Genomic DNA, 11,381 nt, shown 5'->3' with positions numbered 1-11,381 from the left:
AAAGGGCAACTGCCGGGTGAGTCGTTGCCGGTGGCATTCGTCCACTCCCTCGGCGGTGACCGCGCCTACGAGCCGACACATCGGATCGCCGCCGGTGAGAAGGTCACCGTGCGAACACCTTTCGCGTTCACCCTCGATCCCGCCGCGCTCTTGCCGTGAATCCGATCGCACGGAAGGCGGTGCGGTCGAGCACGACAGCTCCTGGATCGAGTGGGTCCGGTTTGGGCAGCCCGTTATGAGCGCCGCGTGGCACGGGCGGGCCCGATCCCGCCCGTGCCGTCGACCGGGCTACACGCCGGGAATTCAGGCGCAGCTGTAGGCGGAGCCGCAGCGCAGGAGGCGCAGGATCGGGTCGAGGACGGCGCTACCCGACGACACGCCGCCGGGGGCTGGCTCGCCGGGCGCGATCACCGGGGTGGGGGTGAGCGGCTCGGCGAGCGCCGGACCGGCGGTGAGAACTGCGCCGAATGCCAGCGCGGCGACGCCCGCGCCGAGCAGCTTGGTGAACGACATGGTGAATCCTTTGTTCAATTCTGTGGTTACTGTTGCGGCTCGCAGTCTCGCATATTCGACCGATCGGTCGCAATAGATCTGTTGCGCGTAAAGTGCTGCGTGCCAAGGAATTCGAACCCGAAGTGGTGTTCGACGGTGTACGGTATCTCGGCAGGCGGCGCTGCTACGAGAGGACAGCGCTCGCGGGGCCACGAACCGAGCCGAAGCCCGCCGCCGGGGTTCGTCGGCGGCGGCCGTCGAGGCGGTCATGCGGGGATGGCGTGTTCCTCGGCGAAGACCTTGCAGCAGACGGGGGCGCAGAAGGCGTAGTCGATGCCGTCGTGGGTGAGGGTGAAATCAGCGGTGGCCAGTTCGACCGTCATCCCGCAGACCGGGTCGATGACGAAACCGTCCGGTGCTCGGCGAGTTTCGCCGGAGTTGCGGTACTCATCGGTCATCAGTTTGGTGATCTCGGTGGTGGTGAGGGTGCGGCCGAGGGCGGCGAGGCCGTGTTCGCGCAGGCCGACGATCTGGACGACGCAGTGCGGTTCGCGGGTGAGGCGTTCCGGGTCGGGCTCGGTCGCCGCGATCGCGTCGGTGATCATCGGCACGACGTGCTCGGCGAAATGCGGATTGTTGCTCCACGCGCCGGGGACCGTGAGGCGGACGAGGTAGCGCGGTGCGGCGGGGCCGCCGGTGGCCCACACTTCCGGCTCGCGAACGAGCACGTGGGTGAGTTCGCGTGCCTTGTTCAGTACCGCGTCCGGCGCGCTGTCCTCGGTGGTCAGCGCGTGCAGGATACGTTCGGCGAGCGCCTGTTTGCGCTCGACATCGAGAACGCCTGCGGAGACGAACAATTCGATGGTCATCATGAGCGTGTTCCCTTCTCGGCGAAGTTCGGAATGGTGAGCAGGACGATCAGCACGAAGGCCAGCAGCGCGCAGCCCGTGCGGGCGAAATGGAATGCCTCCCAACGGTCGAGCATCTCGGCGTAGTCGGCGGGCGGTCCCTCGACCGCCCAGCGCTTGATGTGCTGGTTGATGGGCACATTGCCGAAGCGGGTGGTCACGAAGGACGAGAAGGCCAGCGCCGCAGCGGCTCCGGCGGTCCATCGCTGCCTGCTGGAAGCGCGCACGGCGAGTACGGCACAGCTCAGGATCGTCAGCCCCATCAGCGACTGCATGACGAATCCGTTGACCTGCATCAGCGCGGTGTGGAAGGTGAAGCGGACGTCGAGCGGTACCTCGCGAAAGGCGTAGAGCACGTTGACCGCTCCGTAACCGAACGCGCCCGCGAGCAGTCCGCCGGACAGCAGCGCGCACGCCCTTGCGAGTCCGGGCCGCGGAAACGGGACCGGATCTCGCTGTGCGGCGCCCGGCGCGCGCGGCCGGGTAAGTGGGCTCATCGAAGCTGCCCGGCGGGCACCAGAGCCAGCAGTTCGTCCACCGACCACTGGTCGTAGACGTGCGCCCCGTGCTTGGACGCGAGCACGCGACCATCGGGTGCGATGAGGAAATCCGCGGGCAGGCCGAGCGGACCGCCGTCGGGCCGGGCCGGGGGAGCGGGACGGTCGCGGCGCAGCGCGGCGCGCAGGTCCTGCGCGACGGCGCGGACGATGGCGGGCCAGCCGCGCGGATCGAGCAGAGCGCGCGGCGACGACTCGACGCCGAACTCGCGATACAGCACCCGATCCGGGTCGGCGATCACGTCGAGCGGCAGTTCGTCGGTGTACTTGCGCAGTTCGTCCGCATGCGAGTGGAAGACGATCACCTCGCGGATGTTCGCGGCGGTGATCTCGTGATGACGCACGACGATCGACCGCAGGTGCATGTTGCACACGGGACAGCCCGCGAAGCGGCGGAATTGCAGGTGGACGAGGCAATCGGGATCCGGGACCGGCACCTCGACGCCGGTGACGGTTCGCAAGGTGCGGGGGGCGACGGAAGTCGGCAATGACATGGTCTCTCCTTCGTAGGTGTACGACGTACGCCTACGTCCAGTATGCGCGTACCTTGTACGCTGTCAACCCATGCCACGTCCTCGTTCGCTGACCACCGACGATCTCGGGACCGCCGCGCTCGCCGTCATCGATCGCGACGGGCTCGACGGACTGACCATGCGGGCGATCGCGAAGGAACTGCGCATCGCCACCATGGGCCTGTACCGCTATGTCGCCGACCGGGATCAACTGGAGGTGCTGGTGGTTGATCGGGTGCTGAGCGCCATGGAAACCGCGCCACCGGAGGGGTCGGACTGGCGAGCCAAGGTCACCGTCCTGCTCACTCGGATGCGCGCCGCGGTCGCGAACCACCCCGCCACGGTCCCGCTGATCCTGCGGCACCGGCAGTCCTCGGCTGCCTCGCTGCACTGGATGGAGGCCATGCTCACCGTGCTCACCGACGCGGGCTTCACCGGCTCGGAGCGGGTGATCGCGCAGCGCACGGTGGTCGGCTTCCTGCTCGGCTTCCTGCAGAACGAGCACTACGCCTCGATCGCGGGACCGGGCACCGCGACCATCGCAGCGCTGTCCACCGAGGACTTCCCGCTGCTGGTGCAGACCGCGAGCCAGGCCCGGACGATGTCCATCGACGACGAGTTCCACGGCGGCGTCGAGATCGTGCTGCGCGGCTTGTCGCCGCGCTGAATCGCACTGCCGCCGTTGGCATCACCCGAAGATCGCCGCGAGGTCGACGGCCTCGGCCATCGCCCGCGCACCCGCGTCGTTGAGGTGCATGCCGTCACCGCTGTCGAACTCGGGCCGAATGTAGTCCGGTCGCTCGGGATCGGCGACGGCGCGGTCCACGTCGAACACCGAGTCGAAAATGTCCGTCCCGCGCAGCCATTCGTTCACCTCGCGCCGGGTGTCCAGAGTCTCGAAGACGGTCGGGCCTTCGTAGACGCAGCCCGCGTACGGCCCGATGGTGCCGACGTGGATGGACAGCCCGGCGTCGTGCGCGCGGCGGGCCAGTTCGGTGAAGCCCTCGATGAGTTCCGTTGCGGTGGCGGGTGGCTGATCGCCGAGACCGCCGAGGATCAGATCGTTGATACCGAAGTGGACGATGACGTGGCGCGCGCCGGGGACGTCGCGGGCGTCGCGCTCGAACCGATCCATGCCGCGCTGCCCGATCTCATCGGTGAGCAACCGGTTTCCGCCGATGCCTTGGTTCACCACCCAGCCGCGTGACACGCGCTCGTTGAGCACGTCCACCGAACGGCGATTGGCGCCGATCGTGCTGCCGAAGCCCTCGAACCACGAATCGCCGAACGCCACGGCGATTTCGGTCTCGGCGGGTGCGAGGACATCGACGCCGCTCACGAAGAATCGCGCGGGAATCACTTGCGCCTCGGGCACTTCGGTGGCCGCGGTGTGGTCACCGGCGGCGACGTAGGCGATTTCGGTGGGCATGTGCGAAAAGGTCGCGAGCCCTGTCGGTTCGGGCAGGTAGAGGCTCAGCAGCAGGTCGTCGTCCGCCTCGACCGTGAGGTCGATCGGATCGCTGATCAGTTCGCCGCCCGCGGGCACGGTCACCCGCTCCGCGCCGTCGAAGCGCAGTGCGCGGTCGGTCTCCGGGACGATCTGATCGGCGTTCTTGCGCAGCGCGACCCTGGCCGCCCCGACGACGAGCGGCGTCCGCCCGTAGCGGTTGGTCAGGTGAACACGGATCTGCTCGCCGCCGCCCGCGAGGTGCAGCACTTGGCGCAGGGTCTGATCGGCGAACTCGTGCGGTTCGGTGAGCTTGATCCGCTCGTAGGGGCTGATGACGGCCGAGCGGAAGCCAGCGATCCAGTGGGTGGTTTGCGGCGACATGAGAACTCCCAGGTATTTGACAAGCGGAATATTGCGTAGACATATACCTACTCCGATGTATTCCTCATGTCAACTATCCGCGAGTCAATGAGGTGCGGTAGGTTTCCAGTCATGGGCCAGCCAGATCTCTTCGACGACCCCCGCCTGACCGCTATGGGCCTGTTCTACGAGGCATACGACGGCCTGGTCGCCAAGATGGAGCCGACCTGGAAGGCGCACGGCGTCTCGGGCTTGGACATGAACGCCTTGCTGCGGTTGAGTCGTTCCCCGGGGCGTCGCCTGCGCATGACGGACCTCGCGACGCAGACCTCGCTGTCGACCAGCGGCGTCACCCGCCTGGTCGATCGTCTGTCCGCGGGCGGATTGGTCGAGCGCGTCCTCGACCCGACCGACCGCCGCAGCGCCCACGCGGTGCTGACCGACGCCGGAGCGCGCCGCCTCGAACAGGTGCTACCGGACTACCTCGACACGATCCAGCGCTGGTTCACCGGACTCCTCACACCCGACCAACTCGACGCCCTGACCACCGCCTTACGAATCATCCGCGACGCCACCAACCCAGCCGCCACCGCCCGCACCGACTGAATGTCATCTTGATCGCGTTCGACCGACTGAAGGTCACACTCAGTGAATCCGTGGATTGCCCCCGGTGGTGGTCAGCAGGCGCTCGAGGCCGTCGAGGATCAGGTCGAGGCCGAACTCGAAATCCGCTGCGCCGTCGTGTGTGCCGTCGATGACGAGGCGGGTGAGGGCGTTCATGTGGGGGTGGGTCGATTCCGGGATGAGCGGGAGGAAATGGGTTGCCGCTGCGATGTATTCGGACGGGTCGAGGGGAAAGGTCGACTCGCGCAGGGTGAATCCGTAGATGTGTGCGTCCATGGCGTTCCAGGCTCGGTCCGCCTGCTGGTAGGTGAAGCCCGCGGCGCGTAGGCAGCCGAGGGTGGCGTCGATGTAGCGCAGCATCGCCGGTCCGACGTTCACGCGTGAGCCGATGAGTCCGGTCGCCCAGGGATGGCGGCGCAGTACCTCGTGCGCGGAGACGGCGCGGGTGCGCAGCGCTGCCTTCCAGTCGCCGCCGATCTCCGGCACCGCCATCTCGGCGACCACCAGGTCCGCGATGCCGTCGAGCAGGTCGTCCTTGTTCGCGACGTGGTTGTACAGCGACATCGCCTCGACGCCGAGGGCTTGGGCCAGCTTGCGCATCGACAGCGCGTCGAGCCCCTGCTCGTCGGCCATGTCGACGGCGGTGCGCAGCACGCGCTCGCGGGTGAGCCGGGCGCGGTCGGCGGGCTTGGGCATGAGCACTCCTTGACGGACTTACGCCGTAAGCGTAGCGTTCGAGCCAGCACACTTACGGTGTAAGTAGAGGTGGTGTCCGCAATGTCGGAGTCGTCCAGTCCCCGCGCGACGATGTCGAAGCCAGAACGACACGTGATGACCGCGGTCGTCGCGCCGCGCTACGGTTCCAGCGACGTCCTGCGCGTCGAGGAGGTGCCGAGGCCGGCGCCCGCCGCGCACGAGGTGCTGGTCCGGGTGCGGGCCGCCGCGGTCGCCTCCGGTGACGTGCACCTGCTCACCGGCAGGCCCTACCTGATCCGGCTGATGGGTTTCGGTGTGCGCAAACCGAAGGATCCGGTGATCGGGCACGACCTGGCGGGCGAGGTCGTCGCGGTCGGGTCCGCGGTCACGTCGTTCCGGTCCGGTGATCTCGTTTATGGCGCAACGGGTTTCGGTGCCTTCGCCGAGTACGCCTGCGTCGACGAGGCGACGCTCGCGCCGAAGCCCGCCGGTCTCGGTTTCGAACAGGCTGCCGCCCTGCCGGATTCGGGCATGACCGCGTTGCAGGGCCTGCGCGATGTCGGCGGGTTGCGCGCCGGGCAGTCGGTGCTGATCAACGGCGCGTCCGGCGGTGTGGGCAGTTTCGCCGTGCAGATCGCCAAGGCGATGGGCGCACGCGTGACGGCGGTGTGCAGCACGCGCCACGTCGAGTTCGTGCGCGAGCTCGGCGCCGATCGGGTAATCGACTACACCAGAGCGGATTTCGTCGAAGACGGCGAACGCTACGACGTCCTGCTCGATCTCGCGGGCAACCGCCGCCTCTCCGACTACCGCAAGGTGCTCGCGCCCGAGGGCGTCTTCGTGTCGTCGGCCGGAGCCCCGGGCGGTGACTGGTTCGGTCCGATGCTGTGGATCGGAAAGGTGGTGGTGGCAAACCTTTTCGTCCGCCAGACCTTGCGTCCGCTGCTGATGAAGCCGCGGCGCGCCGACCTCGACTACCTCAGCGAGCTCGTCGAGAACGGCAAGCTGCGCCCGGCGATCGAGCGTTCGTATCCGCTCCGTGAGGCTCCGGCCGCGATCGCACACGTCGCCGAGGGCCACGCCCAGGGTAAGACGGTGCTGATCGTCGGCCAGGCGAACGCTTCCGAACCCGCGTGAGACTCCCGCAGCGCTCCATCGAGCGCCAGCGGCAACGGCCGGGCAGGTTTTCGGGTCTCGGGCGACAAGCCGACCCGCTCGCCATCACCGTCGCGAAGGTCCCTCGGCTCGCGATGCCGGGCGTCGCCGGGGAATCGAAGCCCCGCCCGAAGCCGGCGCGGCGGATCAAGAGACAGCGTCACTGAAGCGCTCGGCCAGGACACGGACGCGCTCGACGAGCTCGGGCGGTTCGTGCACCCGGAACGGGAAGTCGAAAAGGGCGACGTAGATGGCGAGTTCATCGAGCGAATTCGAACCCGTTCGCAGCAGGCAACTTTCGGTATCGAGCGGTTCGATGACGCCCACCGTCGGCGCGATGCGGTCGGCGGCTAATTCGGCGGGAACCAGCAGGGTGATGCGGGCGGCGTAGCGGTAGGGCGAGGTCGTCACCCCGCGCGTGAGGTAGCCGGAGAGGTCCATGTCGGGCGCCTCGCGCGGTGTGAACTTCGGGCCGGTGGGGATGCGCGGGTGCATTCGGTCGACGCGGTAGGTGCGCCAGTCGCCGCGGTCGACGTCCCAGGCGATGAGGTACCAGCGGCGGCCGGTGTGGGCGAGCCGGTGTGGTTCTACGGTGCGTAAAGCGGTGGAGCCCTGGTGGTTTCGGTAATCGAAGCGCAGGCGGTGCTGGTCGCGGATGGCGGCGGCGACGGCGGTGAGCACGTCCGGGTCGACGGTCGCGCCCGCCGCGGGAACGGTGACCGTCACCGAGTGCAGCAGTTGCACGCGGTGCCGCAACCGCGAAGGAAGCACCTGTTCGAGCTTGGTGAGCGCGCGCAGCGAGCTGTCCTCGATACCGGCGACGCTCCCGCCCGCCGCGGTGCGCAGACCGATCGCGACGGCCACCGCCTCGTCGTCGTCCAACAGGAGCGGCGGCAGCTCCGCACCCGCCCCGAGCCGATAGCCCGCGACCCCCGCGCTGGCCTGCACCGGATAGCCGAGCGAGCGCAGCTTGTCGATGTCGCGGCGGACGGTACGCACGTCCACCTCGAGACGCTCGGCCAATTCGGCTCCGGTCCAGTCGCGCGGCGTTTGCAGCAGCGAGAGCAGGCGTAGCAGGCGGGCGGAAGCTTCCAACATGCCGAAAAGTCTGCCGGAAACCTAGGGCCGAAGCTGTCCTAGGTGGCGCATATCGTCGTTCTCATGACCTTCGAGATCACCGAATTCCGCATCGACATCCCGCAGCAGCAACTCGATGACCTGCACCGACGGCTCGACGCGGTGCGCTGGCCCGAACCGCTGCCCGGCGACGACTGGGACACCGGCGTGCCCACCGCGTGGCTGCGCTCGCTGGTCGAGTACTGGCGCACCGGCTACGACTGGCGCGCCGCCGAGCGCGAGCTCAACGCGCATCCGCAGTTCCGCACCGAGATCGACGGGCAGAACATCCACTTCCTGCACGTCCGCTCGCCCGAGCCGAACGCGCTCCCGCTGCTGCTCACGCACGGCTGGCCCGGCTCGGTGGTCGAATTCCTCGATCTGATCGGACCGTTGACCGACCCGAGGGCACACGACGGTGATCCGGCGGACGCGTTCCACGTCGTCGTTCCCGCGCTGCCGGGATTCGGATTCTCCGGTCCGGTGCGCGAATCCGGTTGGAGCATCGAACGTATCGCCAGGGCGTGGGCGGAATTGATGCGGCGGCTCGGCTACGACCGCTACGGCGTGCAGGGCGGCGACATCGGCGCGGCGGTCAGTCCCGAGGTCGGACGGGTCGCGCCGGACCGGGTGCTCGGAGTGCACACCAACGGCGGGGTGGGCGGGTTCCCCAGCCTGCCGCTGTCGGAGGAGGAACTCGCCGAGCTGACCGACCTGGAGCGCGACCGGATCCGCCGGATCGAGGCGTTCATGAACGAGGAATTCGGCTACATCGCGATCCAGTCCACCCGCCCGCAGGCGCTCGCGTACGGGCTCACCGATTCGCCGGTCGGCCAATTGGCTTGGATCATGGACAAATTCCGCGAGTGGACGCACCCGCGCGCCGTGGAGCCGGACAAGATCATCGACCGGGATCGCCTGCTGACCAACGCGATGCTGTACTGGCTCACCGGCACCGCGGGGTCCGCCGCGTACGTGGGCTACGCACAGGGCGCGCCTTGGGGACCGCCGAAGGCGAACTCCGGTGTGCCGACCGGTGTCATCGTGTTCGCCCACGACGTCGCCATCCGTCGCTACGACGAGCAGGAGAACACCATCACCCGCTGGACCGACGTGGACCGCGGCGGACATTTCGCCGCGCTGGAGGAACCTGAACTCCTCACCGACGACGTCCGCGCGTTCTTCCGCGACCTGCGCTGAAAGTCGGGTCGTCCGCGGCCTTGTCCGGCAGGCCGCCGCCGGACGAGGCGTTCTCCGTCTTCGCTGCGGCCATGCGCGGTAGATCGGCGAAACTTGCGTCCCGCAGCGGTGATTCAGCGCACACTCGGAAGGGTACGACCGCGGTGAGCAGGAGCGATCACCATGACCGAACCGTTGCGGATGACGCAGGAACATCGAGAGGCCTTCTGGCGGCGCTGCGGCTGGTCACCCGAGCAATCCGAGGCCCAGCGCCGCGAGATCGAGCAGCGCTGGGGCGACGAGTGGATCGACATGGCGGAGCTGCTCGGCTGGTAGCCGATTCAATCGGCGCCGAGCTCGCCCGCCAGCCGCCACGAGTCGCGCTCGGCGGCAAAGGCTTCCGCCTGTGTCGCGCGGAATCCGTCTATTACGGTGGCGTTGTCGGCGAGGAACGTGCGATAGTCCGCGAGCCGGAACTCGCCGTCCTCGGCGCGCACCTCCACCTTGCCCGCGGCGAAATCGGCTCGCATGTCGAGCAATTCCTCCGCGCTCACCGGATACCAGCTGATTCGATCGAAATAGCGCAGCAGCCAGGGCGTCTCGGTGGCGGCGTGGTTCCACACCTGGGTGGTGCGGCCGACGAATTGATAGCCGCCCGGCCCTTCCATGCCGTAGATACACAGGTAGGCCCCGCCGATACCGACCGCGTTCTCCGGCGTCCAGGTGCGGGCCGGGTTGTACTTGGTGGTCACCAGGCGGTGGCGGGGATCGATCGGCGTGGCCACCGGTGCGCCGAGGTACACATCGCCGAGACCGAGCACCAGGTACTCCGCCCCGAACACGGTGTCGTAGACGTCCTCGACCGTGGCCAGTCCGTTCATCCGCCGGATGAATTCGATGTTCCACGGGCACCACGGCGCGTCGGCGCGCACACCGTGCATGTAGCGGGTGATCGCCTCCCTGGTCGAGGGGTCGTCCCAGGAGAGCGGCAGGTGCACCGTGCGGCTCGGCACCACCAGCTCCGCGACGGCGGGCAGCTCCCGTTCGGCCTCGGCGAGCAGATCCAACAGCTTCGGCACCGGCAGGACATGCGGATCGACGCGAATCTGCAAGGACCGCACGCCGGGGGTCAGCTCCACCACCCCGTGCGGGTTCGTCGCAAGCAGGTGCTGGTGCAGCGCGTGCACCCGGGCGCGCAGGCCGAGATCCAGTGTCATCGCGCCGTATTCGACGAGGACACCGTCGTCGCCCGCGCGGCGATACGTCACCCCGGTCTCGTCGTCCGCCTCGGCGCGGCGCAGCACGCCGTCGTCGCCGTCGCCGCCGGGGGAGAGCACCGAAGGCCACGAGGCCCGTCTGCCGGGACCCAGATCGCGCAGCGACGCGGCGTGTTCGCTGCGCACCGGCACGAAACGAACGGCGTCGCCGGGGCAGAGCTGACCCAGCTTCCACCGATCGGCCGCGACCACCGTGACCGGGCAGACGAAGCCGCCGAGACTCGGTCCGTCGGGTCCGAGCAGGATCGGCGTATCACCGGTGAAGTCCAGTGCGCCAACGGAATACGGTGTGTCGTGGATGTTGGACGGGTGCAGACCCGCTTCGCCGCCATCGGTGCGTGCCCACTCCGGCTTGGGGCCGATGAGCCGCACGCCGGTGCGATCGGAGTTGAAGTGCACTTCGTAGTCGGTGCCGATGATGGTGTCGAAGTCGGCGCGCGTGAAGAACTCCGGTGCGCCGTGCGGTCCCTCCGTGACGGCGAGTTCCCAGCGTTTGGCCAGCACCGGTCGGTCGTCGGCCGGGACAGCGGTGGCAAGGGGCGTGTGAGATACGCCAAGGGGCAGTACTTCTCCCTCGCGCAGGGCAGCGCCCGAGCTTCCGCCGAATCGCCCGAGAGTGAAAGTGGCGGCGCTGCCGAGATATTCGGGCAGCGCGATGCCGCCCGAGATCAGCACGTAGCTCCGCATGCCCGGCCCGCGAATCGCACCGACCTCCAGCACACCGCCCGCGGGAACCCGCACCGTCCGCCACTGTTCGACCGGTGCGCCGTTCACTGTCACCCCCGCGGGCGCGCCCGTCACGCATACCCACGTGGCGGTGGCGAATCGCAGCGCGGGACCGCCGAGCGTGCATTCCAATCCCGCCGCACCCTCGGGATTACCGAGCACCCGGTTGCCCAGCCGAAAGGAGAGGTCGTCCATCGGCCCGGACGGCGGAACGCCGACGTGCCAGTATCCGACGCGGCCCGGCCAATCCTGCACGGTGACAAGCGTTCCCGGCCGCAACACTTCGACGCGCGCGCCCACGGCTTCTTCGATCTCGGCTTCCGGCGCAC

At 68.5% G+C, this 11,381-nt stretch carries 14 protein-coding genes; 6 read left to right on the top strand and 8 right to left on the bottom strand.

Features of this window, described 5'->3' with window-relative positions:
• Positions 1-30: 30 nt before the first annotated feature.
• On the top strand, positions 31-159 hold the full coding sequence (locus CRP45_RS34940; RefSeq protein WP_281256188.1) for a hypothetical protein: 129 nt from the start codon (positions 31-33) through the stop codon (positions 157-159).
• Between the two features lie 144 nt (positions 160-303).
• Here CRP45_RS34940 and CRP45_RS12165 read toward each other — a convergent pair whose 3' ends face one another.
• From CRP45_RS12165 to CRP45_RS12150, 4 genes are all read right to left on the bottom strand, one after another.
• The gene (locus CRP45_RS12165) at positions 304-513 is read right to left on the bottom strand and encodes a hypothetical protein (RefSeq protein WP_097245133.1); all 210 of its coding nucleotides are present in this window, start codon (positions 511-513) and stop codon (positions 304-306) included.
• A gap of 245 nt (positions 514-758) precedes the next feature.
• Positions 759-1,364 (bottom strand): YHS domain-containing protein, encoded by a 606-nt coding sequence (locus tag CRP45_RS12160; protein WP_097245132.1) that lies wholly within the window; start codon positions 1,362-1,364, stop codon positions 759-761.
• Positions 1,361-1,897, bottom strand: a complete 537-nt coding sequence (locus tag CRP45_RS12155) for an anthrone oxygenase family protein (RefSeq protein WP_097245131.1) — start codon at positions 1,895-1,897, stop codon at positions 1,361-1,363. The genes CRP45_RS12160 and CRP45_RS12155 overlap by 4 nt, the downstream gene beginning before the upstream one ends.
• Positions 1,894-2,451, bottom strand: a complete 558-nt coding sequence (locus CRP45_RS12150; RefSeq protein WP_097245130.1) for a peroxiredoxin-like family protein — start codon at positions 2,449-2,451, stop codon at positions 1,894-1,896. Before CRP45_RS12150 ends, CRP45_RS12155 begins: the two co-directional genes overlap by 4 nt.
• A 70-nt stretch (positions 2,452-2,521) precedes the next feature.
• Between CRP45_RS12150 and CRP45_RS12145 the strand changes: the two genes are divergently transcribed.
• On the top strand, positions 2,522-3,136 hold the full coding sequence (locus CRP45_RS12145; RefSeq protein WP_097245129.1) for a TetR/AcrR family transcriptional regulator: 615 nt from the start codon (positions 2,522-2,524) through the stop codon (positions 3,134-3,136).
• 21 nt (positions 3,137-3,157) lie between these two features.
• On the opposite strand, the gene CRP45_RS12140 is transcribed toward CRP45_RS12145, so the two are convergent.
• Positions 3,158-4,300 carry a GDSL-type esterase/lipase family protein gene (locus tag CRP45_RS12140; protein WP_097245128.1) on the bottom strand — a complete coding sequence of 381 codons (1,143 nt, stop codon included), beginning with the start codon at positions 4,298-4,300 and terminating at the stop codon, positions 3,158-3,160.
• Between the two features lie 111 nt (positions 4,301-4,411).
• Here CRP45_RS12140 and CRP45_RS12135 point away from each other — a divergent pair, with 111 nt between their 5' ends.
• On the top strand, positions 4,412-4,885 hold the full coding sequence (locus CRP45_RS12135) for a MarR family winged helix-turn-helix transcriptional regulator (RefSeq protein WP_097245127.1): 474 nt from the start codon (positions 4,412-4,414) through the stop codon (positions 4,883-4,885).
• A 39-nt stretch (positions 4,886-4,924) separates the two neighbouring features.
• Here the strand turns inward: CRP45_RS12135 and CRP45_RS12130 are convergent, their stop codons facing one another.
• Positions 4,925-5,599, bottom strand: a complete 675-nt coding sequence (locus tag CRP45_RS12130) for a TetR/AcrR family transcriptional regulator C-terminal domain-containing protein (protein WP_097245475.1) — start codon at positions 5,597-5,599, stop codon at positions 4,925-4,927.
• A 135-nt stretch (positions 5,600-5,734) separates the two neighbouring features.
• Between CRP45_RS12130 and CRP45_RS12125 the strand changes: the two genes are divergently transcribed.
• The gene (locus CRP45_RS12125) at positions 5,735-6,736 is read left to right on the top strand and encodes an NAD(P)-dependent alcohol dehydrogenase (RefSeq protein ID WP_097245126.1); all 1,002 of its coding nucleotides are present in this window, start codon (positions 5,735-5,737) and stop codon (positions 6,734-6,736) included.
• A 165-nt stretch (positions 6,737-6,901) separates the two neighbouring features.
• Here CRP45_RS12125 and CRP45_RS12120 read toward each other — a convergent pair whose 3' ends face one another.
• Positions 6,902-7,852 carry a helix-turn-helix transcriptional regulator gene (locus CRP45_RS12120; RefSeq protein WP_097245125.1) on the bottom strand — a complete coding sequence of 317 codons (951 nt, stop codon included), beginning with the start codon at positions 7,850-7,852 and terminating at the stop codon, positions 6,902-6,904.
• A 63-nt stretch (positions 7,853-7,915) separates the two neighbouring features.
• Between CRP45_RS12120 and CRP45_RS12115 the strand changes: the two genes are divergently transcribed.
• Positions 7,916-9,070, top strand: coding sequence for an epoxide hydrolase family protein (locus tag CRP45_RS12115; protein ID WP_097245474.1), 1,155 nt, complete (start codon positions 7,916-7,918; stop codon positions 9,068-9,070).
• A gap of 162 nt (positions 9,071-9,232) precedes the next feature.
• Positions 9,233-9,385: a hypothetical protein gene (locus CRP45_RS33810; RefSeq protein ID WP_169810847.1), complete on the top strand. Its 153-nt coding sequence runs from the start codon at positions 9,233-9,235 to the stop codon at positions 9,383-9,385.
• A gap of 5 nt (positions 9,386-9,390) precedes the next feature.
• Here the strand turns inward: CRP45_RS33810 and CRP45_RS12110 are convergent, their stop codons facing one another.
• Complete coding sequence (locus tag CRP45_RS12110) at positions 9,391-11,352, bottom strand: 5-oxoprolinase/urea amidolyase family protein (protein ID WP_097245473.1); 1,962 nt, start codon at positions 11,350-11,352, stop codon at positions 9,391-9,393.
• Positions 11,353-11,381 lie beyond the last annotated feature (29 nt).

Origin of the sequence: Nocardia amikacinitolerans (genome assembly GCF_900215415.1) — a bacterium.
Taxonomy (GTDB): Bacteria; Actinomycetota; Actinomycetes; order Mycobacteriales; family Mycobacteriaceae; genus Nocardia; species Nocardia amikacinitolerans.
The sequence above is the reverse complement of the archived record's forward strand: the minus strand, read 5'-3'. Positions and strand labels throughout refer to the sequence as shown.

Coding starts and splice junctions, on each gene's coding strand:
- CRP45_RS12140 (WP_097245128.1), bottom strand. CDS start 4,300: ATGTCGCCGCAAACCACCCACTGGATCGCTGGCTTCCGCTCGGCCGTC.
- CRP45_RS12155 (WP_097245131.1), bottom strand. CDS start 1,897: ATGAGCCCACTTACCCGGCCGCGCGCGCCGGGCGCCGCACAGCGAGAT.
- CRP45_RS12130 (WP_097245475.1), bottom strand. CDS start 5,599: ATGCCCAAGCCCGCCGACCGCGCCCGGCTCACCCGCGAGCGCGTGCTG.
- CRP45_RS12145 (WP_097245129.1), top strand. CDS start 2,522: ATGCCACGTCCTCGTTCGCTGACCACCGACGATCTCGGGACCGCCGCG.
- CRP45_RS12150 (WP_097245130.1), bottom strand. CDS start 2,451: ATGTCATTGCCGACTTCCGTCGCCCCCCGCACCTTGCGAACCGTCACC.
- CRP45_RS12115 (WP_097245474.1), top strand. CDS start 7,916: ATGACCTTCGAGATCACCGAATTCCGCATCGACATCCCGCAGCAGCAA.
- CRP45_RS12165 (WP_097245133.1), bottom strand. CDS start 513: ATGTCGTTCACCAAGCTGCTCGGCGCGGGCGTCGCCGCGCTGGCATTC.
- CRP45_RS12120 (WP_097245125.1), bottom strand. CDS start 7,852: ATGTTGGAAGCTTCCGCCCGCCTGCTACGCCTGCTCTCGCTGCTGCAA.
- CRP45_RS12160 (WP_097245132.1), bottom strand. CDS start 1,364: ATGATGACCATCGAATTGTTCGTCTCCGCAGGCGTTCTCGATGTCGAG.
- CRP45_RS33810 (WP_169810847.1), top strand. CDS start 9,233: ATGACCGAACCGTTGCGGATGACGCAGGAACATCGAGAGGCCTTCTGG.
- CRP45_RS12125 (WP_097245126.1), top strand. CDS start 5,735: ATGACCGCGGTCGTCGCGCCGCGCTACGGTTCCAGCGACGTCCTGCGC.
- CRP45_RS12135 (WP_097245127.1), top strand. CDS start 4,412: ATGGGCCAGCCAGATCTCTTCGACGACCCCCGCCTGACCGCTATGGGC.